General features: G+C 61.6%; 13 protein-coding genes. 5 read left to right on the top strand and 8 right to left on the bottom strand.

All coding sequences use genetic code 11. The features are described 5' to 3' along the window. Positions 1 to 236 precede the first annotated feature (236 nt). The 3 genes from NW862_RS09430 to purF are packed head-to-tail and all read right to left on the bottom strand — an operon-like array spanning position 237 to position 2,796. Entirely contained in the window at positions 237 to 653 is a 417-nt protein-coding gene (locus NW862_RS09430) for a thiol-disulfide oxidoreductase DCC family protein (RefSeq protein WP_414334670.1), read from the bottom strand. An 8-nt stretch (positions 654 to 661) separates the two neighbouring features. Further along, entirely contained in the window at positions 662 to 1,204 is a 543-nt protein-coding gene (gene def, locus NW862_RS09435; RefSeq protein WP_414334668.1) for a peptide deformylase, read from the bottom strand. Positions 1,205 to 1,248: 44 nt separating this feature from the next. Further along, positions 1,249 to 2,796: an amidophosphoribosyltransferase gene (purF, locus tag NW862_RS09440; protein WP_414338412.1), complete on the bottom strand. Its 1,548-nt coding sequence runs from the start codon at positions 2,794 to 2,796 to the stop codon at positions 1,249 to 1,251. Positions 2,797 to 3,108: 312 nt separating this feature from the next. Here purF and NW862_RS09445 point away from each other — a divergent pair, with 312 nt between their 5' ends. Continuing rightward, positions 3,109 to 3,816 carry a hypothetical protein gene (locus NW862_RS09445; RefSeq protein WP_414338414.1) on the top strand — a complete coding sequence of 236 codons (708 nt, stop codon included), beginning with the start codon at positions 3,109 to 3,111 and terminating at the stop codon, positions 3,814 to 3,816. Here the strand turns inward: NW862_RS09445 and NW862_RS09450 are convergent. Both NW862_RS09450 and NW862_RS09455 read right to left on the bottom strand, forming a co-directional pair. Beyond that, positions 3,813 to 4,145 (bottom strand): aminotransferase class III-fold pyridoxal phosphate-dependent enzyme, encoded by a 333-nt coding sequence (locus tag NW862_RS09450; protein WP_414334662.1) that lies wholly within the window; start codon positions 4,143 to 4,145, stop codon positions 3,813 to 3,815. The two genes, NW862_RS09445 and NW862_RS09450, sit on opposite strands and share 4 nt — an antisense overlap. A gap of 94 nt (positions 4,146 to 4,239) precedes the next feature. Next, positions 4,240 to 5,955 (bottom strand): succinate dehydrogenase/fumarate reductase flavoprotein subunit, encoded by a 1,716-nt coding sequence (locus NW862_RS09455; RefSeq protein ID WP_414338417.1) that lies wholly within the window; start codon positions 5,953 to 5,955, stop codon positions 4,240 to 4,242. A gap of 322 nt (positions 5,956 to 6,277) precedes the next feature. Between NW862_RS09455 and NW862_RS09460 the strand changes: the two genes are divergently transcribed. Both NW862_RS09460 and NW862_RS09465 read left to right on the top strand, forming a co-directional pair. Next, complete coding sequence (locus tag NW862_RS09460; protein ID WP_414334659.1) at positions 6,278 to 7,360, top strand: glycosyltransferase family 4 protein; 1,083 nt, start codon at positions 6,278 to 6,280, stop codon at positions 7,358 to 7,360. 58 nt (positions 7,361 to 7,418) lie between these two features. Continuing rightward, positions 7,419 to 9,584, top strand: coding sequence for a glycogen debranching N-terminal domain-containing protein (locus NW862_RS09465; protein WP_414334657.1), 2,166 nt, complete (start codon positions 7,419 to 7,421; stop codon positions 9,582 to 9,584). Between the two features lies 1 nt (position 9,585). Here NW862_RS09465 and NW862_RS09470 read toward each other — a convergent pair whose 3' ends face one another. The 3 genes from NW862_RS09470 to NW862_RS09480 form a co-directional block, all read right to left on the bottom strand. Further along, positions 9,586 to 11,367 (bottom strand): ABC transporter substrate-binding protein, encoded by a 1,782-nt coding sequence (locus NW862_RS09470; RefSeq protein ID WP_414334655.1) that lies wholly within the window; start codon positions 11,365 to 11,367, stop codon positions 9,586 to 9,588. A 209-nt stretch (positions 11,368 to 11,576) separates the two neighbouring features. Then, positions 11,577 to 12,050: a 2-C-methyl-D-erythritol 2,4-cyclodiphosphate synthase gene (ispF, locus tag NW862_RS09475; protein ID WP_414334653.1), complete on the bottom strand. Its 474-nt coding sequence runs from the start codon at positions 12,048 to 12,050 to the stop codon at positions 11,577 to 11,579. Between the two features lie 305 nt (positions 12,051 to 12,355). Continuing rightward, complete coding sequence (locus NW862_RS09480) at positions 12,356 to 12,664, bottom strand: TIGR02450 family Trp-rich protein (protein WP_414334651.1); 309 nt, start codon at positions 12,662 to 12,664, stop codon at positions 12,356 to 12,358. A gap of 118 nt (positions 12,665 to 12,782) precedes the next feature. Between NW862_RS09480 and NW862_RS09485 the strand changes: the two genes are divergently transcribed. After that, the gene (locus tag NW862_RS09485; protein ID WP_414334649.1) at positions 12,783 to 13,178 is read left to right on the top strand and encodes a hypothetical protein; all 396 of its coding nucleotides are present in this window, start codon (positions 12,783 to 12,785) and stop codon (positions 13,176 to 13,178) included. 140 nt (positions 13,179 to 13,318) lie between these two features. Then, a complete protein-coding gene (locus NW862_RS09490; protein ID WP_414427123.1) occupies positions 13,319 to 14,671 on the top strand; it encodes a TldD/PmbA family protein in 1,353 nt (450 codons plus the stop codon). The last annotated feature ends 212 nt before the right edge of the window (positions 14,672 to 14,883 follow it).

Here is a 14,883-nt window from a genome sequence, read left to right on the forward strand (position 1 = left end):
TCTCTCCAGGAAGTCAGTCTTAATCGAGTCTTAAGATTGTCTAGAGCATTTCAAGCACGCCAGGCTTGAGAAGAGGAGTTCAAACCTGGAAAAGGGATCCCTTGTGCCAGACAATTGAATTGATGGTTATTTCAAACTCGATTAAGACGTTCTCTAGGCACTCCGCGCTGCCGGTGCGTTCGCGACTGCGTTGTGTAGCAGTAACAACATAACGAACCGTTTCAGCTACCCATGCCTCAGTCGGTCTGGGCCAAGGGATCCCGGCAACGCTCGCAGGCAGCAGGTAGATAAAGGGTGTCGCGGCGGCCAAACCACTCGTAGCGGTGATCCCGGATCTGGGCGTAGCCCCAGTCTCCCAAAAGCTTAAGGCCGGGGAGGTTGCGGTAGAGGGCCAGCCACAGGGATCCGCTGGGCAAGAGGGCGGCAATGTGTTCGACGGCGTCGGATCCCTGCCAGCGGCGCTCTGGCTGCTCCAGGTCGATCAGGATCATCCCCAGTTCCATCTGCTCGGGTGGGATCCCCCATTGGGCCAGGGTGGCCGTGTCTTGCATGGGGGCGTAGCGAAACTGCTGGCCGCGATCCAGTTGCTCTAAAAGCTTGACCCCATTGGCGCAAAGGTTGCACAGGCCGTCGTAGATGACCAGGTAGGGCATAGGGATCCTCAGGCAGGGGGCTGGGCCAAAATCCGGGCTTGGTAGTCGGCCTCAGAAAGCAGTTGCTGCGGCTGCCGATCCAGGAACAACCGGCCCAAGAGGTGATCGTATTCGTGCTGGAAGATGCGGGCCGGAAAGTCCCGCCAGACCACCTGCTGCCGCGATCCCGCAGGGGTGTAATACTCCACCTCCACCTCGCGGGCACGGGCCACCAAGCCGCGGCAGTTGGGCACGCTCAAGCAGCCCTCCCACCCCAACACCTGCTCGTCACTCAAGGCCAAGGGACGGGGGTTAATCATGACCAGGGGCTCCATCTGGGGTGCATCGGGATAGCGAGGGTTGGGACGGGAAGCCACGATGAGGATCTGGAGAGGGGATCCCACCTGAGGGGCGGCCAGACCCACCCCTTGCGCCTCTTTCAAAGTGGCGAGCATCTCTTCAATTAGGCTTTGCAAAGCCGGCGTCCCAAACTCGGCGACCGGCTCAGCCACCTGCGTCAGGATGGGATCCCCTATTTGGTGTAGACGCAAGCCCATAGTGTAATTTTTCAAAGCCTCTTCTCCCAGTCTAACGGGGATCCTGGTGGGCAACCTTGCTAGCGATCTTTGCGGCTGGCTACCGTTTCCAAAGCCAGCTTGGAGCGCTTCAGCCCCTCAGGAATGGGGATGGGGTAGTGGCCGGTAAAGCAAGCCGAGCAAAAGGAATTGGGATCCCGACCTGTGGCGGCCAGCATGCCTTCCCAGCTCAAGTAGGCCAATGAGTCCACCCCGATTTTCTCGGCAATTTCTGCTACCGAATACTTGGCGGCAATGAGCTGGTCTTGGCTGTCGGTGTCAATGCCGTAGAAGCAGGGATGGGTAACGGGGGGGCTGGAGATGCGCATGTGGACCTCCGTAGCTCCTGCCTGGTGCAGGGCTTTGACGATTTTCTGGCTGGTGGTGCCCCGCACAATCGAGTCGTCTACAATCACAATCCGCTGCCCCCGCAGCACGTCTTCGAGGGGGTTGAGCTTCATGCGAATGCCCCGCTCCCGCATCGACTGGGTGGGCTGAATAAAGGTGCGGCCCACATAGCGGTTTTTAATTAGCCCTTCCGTGTAGGGGATCCCCAGTTGGCGGGCATAGCCAATGGCTGCCGGTGTGCCGGAGTCGGGCACCGAGATCACCCAGTCGGCCTCTGCCGGAGCTTCTTTGGCCAGTTGTTCTCCCAGCCGCACCCGGTAGGAGTAGAGGCTCTCCCCGTGCATGCAACTGTCGGGGCGGGCAAAGTAGATCATCTCAAAGATGCACAGTTTGGGGGTGGCCTCGGCCCAGCGCAGCGATTGCAGCCCTTGACGGTCAATCCACACCAGCTCCCCCGGCTCCACCTGGCGCAGATAATCCGCTCCAATGATATCCAAAGCACAGGTTTCCGAAGCCAACACGTAGTGCAGTGGCTGGGCTTCTGGGTGGTTGAGCGTGCCGTCGCTGCAGAGGATCCCCAGCCTCTGCGGTTGCAGCAGCTCCTGTCTGGCGGGGTTGCTGCTCAAAAGCCCCAACACCAGCGGACGCACGCCGTAGGGATCCCGCGCCCCAATCAGACCCTCTGGCGTGCCGATAACTAGACTGAAAGCCCCGCGGCAGCGGCGCAAAGCTTGACAGGTGGCTCCCACCCAGTCTTGACCTTGGTTCACTGCCTGGGCAATGGTGTGGGCAATACATTCCGAGTCGGTGCTACCGGTGAGGTGGCACTCGGCAGCTTCCAGTTCTCTGCGCAGCTCTTCGGCATTGACCAAGTTCCCATTGTGAGCCAAAGCCAGCGGCCCCAAGCGGGTTTCCACAATCACCGGCTGGGCGTTGGCCATGCGGCTGGATCCCGTAGTGGAGTAGCGGGTGTGGCCTACTGCCAGATCGCCGCTGAGCTGGCCTAAGTTCACCTCGTCAAACACTTGGGAAACCAGCCCCATTGCCTTGTGGACTCGGCAAAAGGCCCCCTCAAAGGTGGCAATCCCCGCCGATTCCTGGCCGCGGTGCTGCAGGGCAAACAGCCCAAAGTAGGTCAGCTTGGCCACCTCCTCGCCGGGGGCCAAAATGCCGAACACGCCGCAGGCCTCTTTGGGCCCTTCCTGAGCTGGCGATGGTTCTGCTTCCACCTTTGCTGCCATGGATCCCCTCTTGCTGTGGCACTTATCAGTCTAACCCGAGCGCTCTTGAGATCTCACCGCCAAGGCGGATCCCATGCGATTGGTGACACCCATAGTGTTTGCAAAAAATTGAGGCTCTATCTATAGTGTTAGGAGCACTTGCGAGACTCTGCTTTCGCGGTTGAGGGAGCAGGACGGTGCGGGTTTTTGAGTTGAACGCTGCCGAGACTCGGTTTTCCTAACAAACCCCCAAGCTCGTGTTGTGAGGAGCTAAAGCCCATGAAACAGCAGCCCCCTAGGTTCCGTCAGAGCTGGATGTTGGCAATCTCTGCGATGAAAGCCAGTGTAGCCGCTTTTGTGTCGTTGTCACTGGTGGCCTGCCAAGAAGATGGCCGCGAGCAACCCTCGGTTACCATTACTCCTGTGCCGGTAACGGTTGTGGCACCGACGCCCACGCCTTTTCTCGTCCCCAGTCCCCTCCCGACGCTCACTCCCGTCCCGACGCCTCTGCTCACCCCGACCCCCACTCCACTCTTGAATCCGTTCCCCAGTCCTTCCCCCACCGCATCCTTCTCGGCGGAGCCACCTTCGATTGCCGTGGTATCGCTGGCGGACGCGCGACAGACGGTTCCTTTTAATGTCTTGGTGGCCGTGACAACTCCTGCGGGTTTGGGAGCTGGCATCAGCTTCCGGGTGGAAATCCGGCGGAACCCTCTCACGCTGACGTTTGATTTCACCGCCGCTGCCGTCGGCTGTCAGGCCAACAGCAAAACCTGCATTGGCACCATCCCCATTACCATTCCCGCTTCTGCTCCCACCGGGGAGTATGAAGTGACGGCGATGGTGGCGGATACCCAAGGCCGCATCGCCTCCGCCAAGGCTCCTCTGCGGGTGTTGCCTGCGCCCAGCCCTTCCCCTTCACCAACGCCAGCCGGCACCCCCAATCCCTTTCCCTCGGTATCGCCTTCGCCTAGCCCCAGTCCTACTCCCAGCCCTTCGCCAACGCCGACGGCCAACCAAAGGAGCGCCCCAACTCCCTAGGGCAGCTCTTGAAGGACTTGCCTCAAGGTGGCGACCAAGCGTTCAATGTGGGTTTCCTCGATGATCAAAGGTGGGGAAAGGGCGATGGTATCACCTGTGGTGCGGATCAGCACGCCCCGTTCGTAGCAGCGTAAGAAAGCTTCAAAAGCCTGCGCTGTCGGTCGGCCAGGGATCCCTTCCAATTCAATGGCCCCCACCAAGCCGAGGTTGCGCACATCGATGACATGGGGCAAGCCCCGCAGAGAATGGAGAGCTTCTTCCCAGAGGGGGGCGAGGCTGGCGGCCCGCTCCAACAAGCCTTCTTCTTGATACAGGTTCAGGGTGGCCAAGCCGGCGGCACTGGCAACCGGGTGGCCGGAGTAGGTATAGCCGTGGAAAAACTCGATGGGGCGATCCTAATCGGCTTGGGATACCTCTGGAAAGTTAGTATTTCCGCTCCTGAGGAAGAAAGCGGGTGATCACCACGGGACGATAGCTGATCTGGGGGGATCCCTCGCGAAAAGCGGCCAAGGTGTGCTGTAAAAACCGTTGATCATCCCGCTGGGGATAGTCTTCCCGCGCGTGGGAGCCGCGACTTTCCCGCCGTTCCAGAGCGCTGGCGAGGATCAAGGCCCCCACCGTCATGAGGTTGTCCAGCTCCAGGGCTTCGATGAGCTCGGTGTTCCACACGCTGCCCCGATCGTCCAGGCGCAAATCCTGCTCGTAACGCCGGCGGATCCGGTGCCATTTTTGGATCCCTTCTTGAAGAACCGATTCGCTGCGATAGACCCCACAATGCTCGGTCATGCAATCTTGAAACTGCCGCCGCACCTGATCAATGCGGCTTGCCCCGGATCGCTCCAGCAGCCTGGCGATCCGCTCGGCGGCCTGGTTGAGCAGGGATCCCTCGTCCAACTTCGGCAAGGCTCGCCCCCTGACGGCTTCTACCATAGCTGCCCCTGTGCGCCGCCCGAAGACCACGCACTCCAGAAGAGAGTTGCTGCCCAGCCGGTTGGCCCCATGCACCGAAACACAGGCCGTTTCACCGGCAGCAAACAGCCCTTCCACGCGGGTATGGGCATCCCGCAGCACCTGCCCATCCACCGTCACCGGGATCCCGCCCATGCAGTAGTGCACCGTCGGTCGCACCGGAATGGGATCCACAACCGCATCGATGCCCAGGTGGCGATGGGCCTCCTCCCAACAAAAGGGCAGCCGCATGTGAATGGTTTCTGCCCCCAGATGCCGCAGATCCAAATAGACAAAATCTTTTCCGTCGATCCCGCGTCCGGCCCGCACCTCCGTAACAATCGCCCGCGACGTGATATCCCGGGGGGCCAACTCCATCTGGCTGGGGGCATAGGCAGCCATAAAGCGCTCTCCTTTCCCGTTGATCAGATAAGCCCCCTCCCCGCGCACCGCCTCCGAGATCAACACCCCCACCGGATACAGGCCCGTGGGATGAAACTGCACAAACTCCATATCCTGCAGAGGCAGGCCGGCCCGCGCCACCATCGCCATGCCGTCGCCGGTCGAGGCAAAGTCGTTGGAGGTGGAGTTGTAGATGCGCCCATAGCCGCCCGTGGCCAACATGACTGCCTTGGCCCGCACCACCTCCAGCCGTCCGCTGGCCAGCTCCAGCATCACCACTCCCTTGACCTGGTTTTCTTCCAGAATGAGCTCCAGCACATACCATTCGCTGTAGAGCTTGACCCCAAAACGCTGGAGGTTGCTCACCAACTCGTGCAAAATGGCGTGCCCGGTTTTGTCGGCGGCATAACAGGTGCGCGGGTGGCTGTGTCCCCCAAAGGCCCGCTGGGCAATGCGGCCATCCGGCAGGCGGGAGAACAAAACCCCCAAGTGCTCCAGATCGATAATCACCTCAGGGGCTTCTCGGGCCAGAATCTCCACCGCATCCTGATCCGCCAGATAATCGGATCCCTTGACGGTATCGAAGGCATGGGCTTCCCAGGAATCTCGCGGATCGACATTTTGCAGGGCAGCGGCAATGCCCCCCTGCGCTGCTACCGAGTGGCTGCGAATCGGATGGGTTTTGGATACCAAGGCCAGGTCGAGGCCGGGATCCCGCCGCATGGCCTCCAAAGCCGCCCGGCAACCGGCCAGCCCCCCGCCAACGATGACAATGTCGTGCTCCAGCATGAATGGATGTGGGCAAACCCTCACAACGGAGAACCACCGCAGGCAAGATGGCGTCTTCCCATTATGCCTGCCCCCATGGCAGCAGCAACCGAACGTGGCTCATTCGCACCGGCAGTGCGGTTCCCGGCAATAGCCCTTTCTGGGGAACCCATCCAACAGGCTTGTCTGGATAGGATAGAAGCTGGAGCCTGCCCTTGATTTGGCTCTGAAGTTTGCTCTGGGCAACCGGTGCTCCTACGGTCAGCGCCTGGAAATACCGTTGACCTCAGCCCGGCAGGCAGCCCTAAACGGTTAACGTCAAGATTGAGTGCGGAGGATGGCTATGCGCATTGCTCAGATTGCCCCTTTGCATGAGAGCGTGCCCCCCAAGCTCTACGGCGGCACCGAGCGAGTGGTGTCCTGGCTAACCGAAGAGCTGGTGCGGCGCGGGCACGAGGTGACCCTATTTGCCAGCGGCGACTCCCAAACCCAAGCTCGCCTGATCCCTTTTCGGGAGCGGGCTTTGCGCTTGGATCCCACGGCCATCGACACGGTGGCGCCCCACATCCTGATGGTAGAGAAAGCCTTTCAGATGGCCGATGAGTTTGACATCATCCACGGCCACATTGACTACTACCCCTACGCCCTGGCCCGCCGCCATCCCCAAGTTTCTTTTTTGGCCACCCTGCACGGGCGATTGGATATTCCCGAGCTGCAGCCTCTCTACACCGAGTTTCAGGACATCCCGGTGGTCTCCATCTCCAATGCCCAGCGGCGGCCCCTGCCCCAGGCGCGCTGGGTGGGGACGGTCTATCATGGTTTGCCCCTGAATCTGCACCGTTTCTATCCAGAAAAGGGAGATTACCTGGCTTTTCTGGGCCGGGTCTCGCCGGAGAAAGGGCTGGACACGGCCATTGAAATTGCCGCGCGGGCCGGGATGCCGCTGAAAGCTGCTATCAAGATTGACGCCGTGGATCGCCAGTACTATGAGTTAGAGATTAAGCCTTTGGCCAGCCGCCACCCCAATGTGGAGATCGTGGGGGAAATCACCGAGCAAGAGAAGAGCGAGTTCTTGGGCAAGGCCTATGCGGTGCTGTTTCCCATCCGCTGGCCGGAACCCTTTGGGCTGGTAATGATTGAAGCGATGGCCTGTGGCACGCCGGTGATTGCCACTCGCTTTGGCTCGGTGCCAGAAGTGATGGCCGACCGCCGCTCCGGCTTTATTGTGGACTCGGTGGAGGAGGCAGTGGAGGCAGTAGAAAAGGTGGGATCCCTTGACCGAGCTGGGGTGCGGCAGGTGTTTGAGGAGCGGTTTAGCGTTGAGAGGATGGTGTCGGAGTACGAGGCTCTTTACAACCAATTGGTGAACGAACGGCAGGAGCGCTCGAAGAAAGCCACCCCCGGCCTGTCAACCCTGCCTAGGTAAAGCTGGGGCTATCTGGGGGGCTACTGTTTTGCTCCTTTGGTTGGGTGGGAAGACGCAGATGGCCGAAGACATCATCCAGATTCAGGATCAGTACTACATCCGCGCCAGCGCTTCCATGGTGGAGGCGCGTCCCCATGTCCTCAAGCAGGACAACTGCTTTGCTATTTTTGACCGCTTGGGCAACATGCGCCCCCTAGGCATCCGGGATCACGGCCTGTTTCGCGACGATACCCGCTTCTTGTCACGGCTGGTCTTGGATTTGCAGGGGAAACAGTTTTTGCTGCTCAGCTCAGAGGTGCGGGAAGACAAGGATATTCTGGCGGTGGATCTGACCAACCCCGAGTTCACCACCTCGAAGGGGCAGTTTATCGGTCAAGATACTCTGCATGTTCTGCGGACTACTTTTTTGTGGAACAACGTGGCCTACGAGCGGATTCGCATCCACAACTACGGCTCGGAGCCGTTTCGGGTGCCGCTTACCCTGCGCTTTGAGGCCGATTTTGCCGATATGTTTGAGATTCGCGGCATCCGGCGGACAAAGCGGGGACAACTGCTGCCAGCCCAGGTGAGCTCAGAAGGGGTAACCTTGCGCTACCACGGCCTGGACGGGGTGGAGCGGCAAACCCGGATCTTGTTTTCTCCTGCGCCGGACGTGGTTTCGGAAAAGCTGGCGCAGTGGTGGGTGCCGCTGGCGCCGCAGGAGGAGCGGGACTTAGAGGTGAGGGTCGTCTGCAGCTATGGCGGCGAGGAGATCCCGCTCTTGAGCTACCAGGAGGCGCTGCAGGCGGAGCGGGAGCAGCGGGCCGTGTTGCGCTCTCTGGCCCACCGCATCGATACTGGCAACGCCCAGTTTAACGAGTGGCTCAACGCCTCGCGGGACGACCTGGTGATGATGCTGGCCCGCACCCCCTATGGGCTCTATCCCCACGCCGGGGTGCCTTGGTTTGCCACGGTCTTTGGCCGCGACGCGCTAATCACCGCCTTGGCCACCCTCTGGTGGTTCCCCGACTTGGCCCGGGGGGTGTTGCTGTACCTAGCAGCCCACCAGGCTCAGGAGGTGGATCCCAGCCGCGATGCTGAGCCGGGCAAGATCCTGCACGAGCAGCGCTACAGCGAGATGGCCAAGACGCGTGAGATCCCCTTTGGCAATTATTTCGGCAGCATCGACGCCACTCCTTTGTTTGTGGTGCTAGCAGGGCGCTATGTGCGCCGCAGTGGGGATCTCGAGCTGTTGCGGCAGTTGTGGCCGAATATCGAGGCAGCTCTCCACTGGATGGACACCTACGGGGATCCCGACGGCGACGGCTTTTTGGAGTATGCCGGCAAGGCGCGGCGGGGCCTGCGCAACCAGGGCTGGAAAGACTCGGAAGATGCCATCTTCTATGCCGACGGATCCCTGGCCGAGCCACCCATAGCCCTGTGCGAGGTGCAGGGCTACGCCTACGAGGCCAAGCTGTTGGCGGCGGAGATGGCGGAGCTGTTGGGGCGGCACGAGCAAGCAGCGCAACTGCGGCAGCAGGCCCAGAAACTGCAGCAGCGGTTTTGGGAGCAGTTTTGGTGCGAGGAGCTGGGCGGCTATGTCCTGGCTTTGGACGGGCGCAAGCAGCCCTGCCGCGTGCGCAGCTCCAACATGGGCCACTGCCTGTTTTCTGGGATCGCCCACCCGCAGCATGCCGAGCGCATCGCGCGGCAACTTTTGGAGCCGGCTTTTTTCAGCGGCTGGGGCATCCGCACGCTGGCAGAAGGGGAAGGGCGCTACAACCCCATGTCTTACCACAACGGCTCCATCTGGCCCCACGACAACGCCCTGATTGCAGCCGGACTCTCCCGCTATGGCCACAAGGCGGCGGCGGCCCAGGTGTTGACGGCCTTGTTCGATGCCAGCCAGTTTCTGGAGCTGCGGCGGCTGCCGGAGCTGTTCTGTGGCTTTCGCCGGCGCCAGCGGGAAGGCCCCACCCTCTACCCGGTGGCCTGTCTGCCCCAGTCCTGGGCGGCGGCCAGCGTGTTCCTGCTGCTGCAGGCCTGCCTAGGCCTGGAGATCGACGGGCTGGCCCAACAGGTGCGCCTCACCCAGCCCACCCTGCCCCTGTGGCTGCCCCATGTAACTCTTGAGAACATCCAGGTGGGGCGGGGATCCCTGGACATCGGTCTGTATCTCCAGGCAGGAGGGGTGGGGATCAACGTCCTCAGGAGCACGGGGGAGGTGGAGCTGACGGTGAGGTAGGCTACCGCTCCTGCAGCATGTCCTGGATGGAAAGCTGATCCAGGTTCCAGAGAGGGCCGAGGATGGGGCGGGGATCCACCCCTTGCAGGCGGTTGCGCAGGGCCGAGAGCACCAGGGGGTTGAAGGTGCCGATCTGGGGCAGTTGTTCCTGGATGATCACTTGAAAGCGGTCGTAGAGGGCCTTGCGCTTTTCAAAGTCCAGCTCCCGCACCCCCGCAATAAAGATGCGGTCGATCTCCCGCTCCCAATCGCTCACTTCCACTCCTTCGGCGGGATTGCCGGGCAGATCCCCCAGGTTAAACAGGTGCAGGCGGCCATCGCTGCGCCAGATGTTGGAGCCGTTGTTGGGCTCGGTGCCGCCGCCGCCAAAGCCCAGCAACAAGGTTTCCCAGTCGCGGCTGTCGGTGCGCTGCACCACCGTGTTGAAGGCGATGGGGGTGAAGTCAACGGTGATGCCGATCCGCGCCAGGTCGGCCTTGATCAGGGCGCCGGTGGCCTCCCGCTGGTTGTTGCCGGCGTTGGTGATGAGACTGAAGCGGACGCGGTTGCCGTCGGGATCCCGTAGGTGGCCTTCGGCGTCGTAGGTATAGCCGGCAGCCAAGAGCAGTTGCCGCGCCTTTTCGGGATCGTAGTCGTAGGTGGGCAGGCCCTCTGCCGGGCTGAGGTAAAAGGGGCTGGCGGGGGAGAAGACCGAGTGCTGGATCTCGCCCAGCCCCTGCAGGACGCTCTCGACGTAAAATTGCCGGTTCAGGGCGTGGGCCACCGCCCGGCGGAAGTTCAAATCGTTGAACCAGCGGCTTTTGACGGGATCCACAAAGGGCCGTCCGGTTTGGGGGTTGCGGGCCCGGCTGAGGTTGAAGGCAAAGAAATTGTTGTTGAGGGTGGGGCCGAGATTGTAAATCCTGAACTGATCCCGTTCTTCCTCCCGCTTCAGGAGCTGAAAATCTCTGCCTCGCACCGAAAACACGTCGGTCTCGCCGGAGCGAAACTGCAACAGGGCCGTATCTTCCGAGTCCACGATGCGCAGGATGACCCGCTCGATGCGCGGGATCCCTTCCCCTTTCCAGTAGTAGGGGTTGGGACGGTACACCAGCCGCTGTCCGGGGGTATATTCCTGCAAGATGTAGGGGCCGGCCCCCACCAATTCCTGCACCGGCGTGTCAACTCCCCAGGTCTGGAGAAAGAGGGGGTTGCCCTGGCCGTCCACCTGCTCCACAGTGGGCTGCAGAATGTGCTTGGGCAAGAGAGGGGACCCGGCCTGCAACAGGAAAGGGGCAAAGGGCTCCGGCAGGACAAACTCAACCCGCCGCTCGTCCAAGGCCCGCACCTGGGGCAGCGCCCCCGCCTCGCCGATGCGCAACACATCCCGCGCCGAGGTCGGGATCCGCTCGTCAAAGATGATGCGGTTGAAGGTAAAGTCCACATCTGCCGCTGTCAGGGGCTCCCCGTCCGACCAGCGCAGCCCCTCCCGCAAGGTGAAGACATAGCGCAAGCCGTCCTCAGACACTTCCCAGCCTTCCGCCAGCTCCGGCTTGGGCAGGAGGGTATCTTCATCGAGGGTGACCAGGCCCGCCTCCAGGTAGGCGATGGCGTCGCGGCTGGAGCTCTCGGTGGCCAGATAGGTGTTGAAGGTTTTGGGATCCGAGGTGACGGTGGCAATCAGGTGGGGCGGGCGAGCGGGGGCAGCACAGGCGCTAAGCCAGAGAAGGAGGATCCCTAGGAATAGGGGGGCAAAAAGGCTGCTCTTGAGCTGCTCTGTTGAGGTATTGCTTTGGCCTGCCATTTCCTTTGCTGAGTATCCGAGCAAGTTTGAGGGGGCCCGCCGGCGGCCCTCACCCCCGGCCCCTCTCCCAGAGGGAGAGGGGAGCTGGGATCGAGGCGGCAGGGGGTTTCACGACAATGGGGGCCAATTGGTTTTTTGAGGGAGCGATTGCTTGCCAGTTTGGCAGCTTGGGCAGGGCAACGGCCAGGTGCTTTCCGCAAGCCGGCAGCTCAGCGTTCCACCAGCAGGGCGACGGCAAAGGCAGCCATGGCCTCTCCCTGGCCGACGGGGCCGAGTTTTTCGTTGGTGGTGGCCTTCACGCCTACTTGTTTGGGCGATAGTTGCATGGCCTCGGCCAGGCGGGCCTGCATGGCGGGGATGTGGGGCTTGAGCTTGGGCTGCTCTGCCACCACGACGCTATCGACGTTGGCAATGCGCCAGCCCTCTTGGCTTACCAACTGCACCACCTGCTGCAAGAGGAGAATGCTGTCTGCCCCTTTCCAGCGCTCCTCTTCCGGGGGAAAGTAGTAGCCGATGTCCCGCAGGGCGGCGGCTCCTAGGAGGGCGTCCATGATGGCGTGGGTGAGCACGTCGGCGTCGCTGTGGCCCAACAGACCCTTTTCGTAAGGGATCCGGATCCCGCCTAGGATCAGGGGGCGCCCTTCTACGAGACGGTGGATGTCATAGCCCTGGCCAATGCGCACTGTTGCGGCTCCCTTGGGAACACCAGCGAGACTTTTGCCAACTTCCTTCCAAGAGCTTGGCTCACCGGGAGAGGAAAAGCGGCTGTTGAGAACGACTTCTTTCTATTCTGCCGACTCGAGAGGGGAGGAGCAGATGGGACAGGAAGAACCGCTGTAGCAGTCGAAGCAGATAAGGTGGGATTTCCCGTAGGGATTGGTACAGCGCTTGGCCCATTGATAGTCGCCGTAGCTGAGCTCTTTCCCACAGACATCACACCTGGGCATCGTTTTCTCCTCAAAAGTCTTGTAGCTAGAAGAATACAGCGCTAGAGGGATCCGGGGATCCCTGAGTCTCTGGAGAGAGACGATCCGCCAGATCCGCAGGGGATCCCGTCTTCCAGCGGCGTCCAGCCCGGCTGCCAGAGATCCCGGTTTTTGAGGGTGGCGGCGTTGACCCAGAGGCGCACCTGGGGATCGCAGACGGCCCTCAGCTCGGCAAACACCAGCCCCCCTTGCCCCTCTTGGCGGGCGGCGACCTGAAAATGTCGCCAACCCATCACAGGCTGGACAGAAGTCCACTTGGAGCCCAGCAGATGGGGAAAGCGCTGTTTTTGGCGGGGTTTGCTGCGAGCCATAGAGCTGCTTGCCAACCTTGCTCCAGGGCTGTCCTCGGCTGGATGGGGGAGACCGAGGGCGATAGGATCGCTAGGGATGCTTCGGCATTCCAAGCTCCTTCCCTCAGCATATCCACCTATGGTGCAACACAAGCAACGGCTTGGGTTCTCTTGGCAGCAGGTATTGCTGCTCCTCCTGGCCTGGCTGGTTTGGGCAACGGGACTGCCCCTGGTCGCGTCCAGCGCTTGGGCGGCAACTGAGCCGGCACTCTCTGGCAAACTCACAGGGCCGGAGTGGCGCCAGGCGGATCCTGAGGCCAAGCAGGCGTTTTGTCGCAAAGCCTTTCAGGCGTTTCGGGCCTCTCCTGCCCAGAGTTACATCATCAGCTCCAATGTGCAAGCTTTGACCCCAGAAGGTCTGTGTCAGCGGCTGGATCAGTTTTATCAGTACGCCATCCACGACGAGATCCCGCTCAACCAAGCCGCCAACATTGCCCCCTTGCTGTTCTCGGATCAGCCGCTGGAGCAGCCCTGATGCGCCAGGGATCCGCAAAGCTGCCGGCAAAGGGATCCCAAGCCTAAGTGACCAGTTGAGATCATCTGCCCCCTGCTGTTGGGGCAGGTCTTGGCAGCAGGGTCGATAATAGAACTGTTCTCTTGCAGCTCTCAAGTTCTATGGCCGGCTCCGTCATTGCTCCTGAAAACCTGCTGGATCTTTGCGAACAGGGTGTGCAAAAGGCCTTGGCTGCCGGGGCCGACCAAGCAGAGGTGTTTGCCAACTCAGGCCGTGAGACGGAAGTAACTTTTGAGAAAAATGACCTCAACCTGGCCCGCAGCAGCAGCGAGACCCTGTTCGGCATCCGGGTTTTCTGCGGCGGCAGGCTGGGCTTTGCCACTTCCAACCGCCCGGAAGAGCTGGCCGAGACAGCGGCTGAGGCGGTGGCCATGGCCAAGGCTTCGCCGGCGGATCCCCTCAACGGCCTGCCGGATCCCCAGCCTCTGCCCCAGGTGCCCTTTGCCCTCGACCCAGGCCTGCTGGAACTGGATGCTGCCGAGCTGACGCAACTGGGATCCCAACTGGTGGAGTGGGTGCGCTCCCAAGACCCCCGCATCACCATTGACAGCGGCTCCTTCAGCGTGGAAGAGGATACCGTGGCCATTGCTTCTTCCACCGGCATCCGCGCCAACTACCACAGCGTCGAGGCGGGCGGATCCCTGTTTGGCATGGCCATCGATGGGGACGAGGTGGGCAGCTTTGCCTACGACGGCGACAGTGTGCAGAAGCGGGCGGAGCTGCTGCCGGCGCTGGAGCGGGCTTTTGAGCGCTTTGTGCAAAAGTGTGTGGGGGCCCTAGGGGCTAGGGAGGGGGAGAGTTTTCGCGGCCCCATCGTCCTGCCGCCGGATGTGGTGGAGGAGTTTCTGGGAGACCTCCTCTTTGTGCTGGGGGCGGACGCGGTGCGCAAGGGCAAAAGCCCGCTGGCGCAGAAGATGGGATCCCTGATCGCCAGCCCCCTGTTGACCTTGGTTTCCGAGGGGCTGGGCTTGCCCGGCCACCCCATCGAGCCCTTCGACCGCGAGGGGATGCCACGCCAAATTACCCCCCTGATCCACGAAGGGATCCTCTGCAACTTCATGTACAACAGCTACGAAGGCCGGGCTGCCGGCGTTCCCTCCAACGGCCATGCCACAGGGGGGGCGGGCAGCTTGCCGGGCGTGGGGCCGGCCTGTCTGAGCGTGGCCCCGGGGACAACCCCTTTGTCTGAGCTGTATGCGATGGAGCGGGGCATTATCGTCACGCGGCTTTCCGGCAGCAGCAACCCGATCACCGGCGATTTTTCCGGAGTGGTGAAGGGGGGCTTTTTGGTCAAAGGTGGCGAGAAGCGCCCCATCCTGGAGACCACCATTGCCGGCAACCTCTACGATTGTTTGCGCAATATCTCCGCCATCTCACAAGAGGTAACTGTTTTCAACGGCACCACGGCCTTTCCGGCTCTGCGCATCGAAGATGTATCGGTAACGGCGGGCTAATCCTGAAGCGGCAGGCAAGGCCCTCCACAGCCGGGCAGAGCATTTATGAACTACCCCACCGCGTAGGCGGGTGGGGTTTCCTCACCCGCTTGGCAGCAGAGCTTTTGTCTCTTCTTCTGCCCCAGTTGCTTCATCGATCCCGTGTACCGGGTCTCTGAAGTAGAGCTGAAGCATCCAAGACTCACGAGGCTGGTTCCCAGCCCCGGTTGCTG

The sequence above is a fragment of the Synechococcus sp. H55.8 genome, from assembly GCF_047462375.1.
Taxonomy (GTDB): Bacteria; Cyanobacteriota; Cyanobacteriia; order Thermostichales; family Thermostichaceae; genus Thermostichus.

Coding starts and splice junctions, on each gene's coding strand:
- purF (WP_414338412.1), bottom strand. CDS start 2,796: ATGGCAGCAAAGGTGGAAGCAGAACCATCGCCAGCTCAGGAAGGGCCC.
- NW862_RS09455 (WP_414338417.1), bottom strand. CDS start 5,955: ATGCTGGAGCACGACATTGTCATCGTTGGCGGGGGGCTGGCCGGTTGC.
- NW862_RS09430 (WP_414334670.1), bottom strand. CDS start 653: ATGCCCTACCTGGTCATCTACGACGGCCTGTGCAACCTTTGCGCCAAT.
- NW862_RS09460 (WP_414334659.1), top strand. CDS start 6,278: ATGCGCATTGCTCAGATTGCCCCTTTGCATGAGAGCGTGCCCCCCAAG.
- NW862_RS09445 (WP_414338414.1), top strand. CDS start 3,109: ATGAAAGCCAGTGTAGCCGCTTTTGTGTCGTTGTCACTGGTGGCCTGC.
- NW862_RS09465 (WP_414334657.1), top strand. CDS start 7,419: ATGGCCGAAGACATCATCCAGATTCAGGATCAGTACTACATCCGCGCC.
- NW862_RS09485 (WP_414334649.1), top strand. CDS start 12,783: ATGGTGCAACACAAGCAACGGCTTGGGTTCTCTTGGCAGCAGGTATTG.
- NW862_RS09480 (WP_414334651.1), bottom strand. CDS start 12,664: ATGGCTCGCAGCAAACCCCGCCAAAAACAGCGCTTTCCCCATCTGCTG.
- NW862_RS09470 (WP_414334655.1), bottom strand. CDS start 11,367: ATGGCAGGCCAAAGCAATACCTCAACAGAGCAGCTCAAGAGCAGCCTT.
- NW862_RS09490 (WP_414427123.1), top strand. CDS start 13,319: ATGGCCGGCTCCGTCATTGCTCCTGAAAACCTGCTGGATCTTTGCGAA.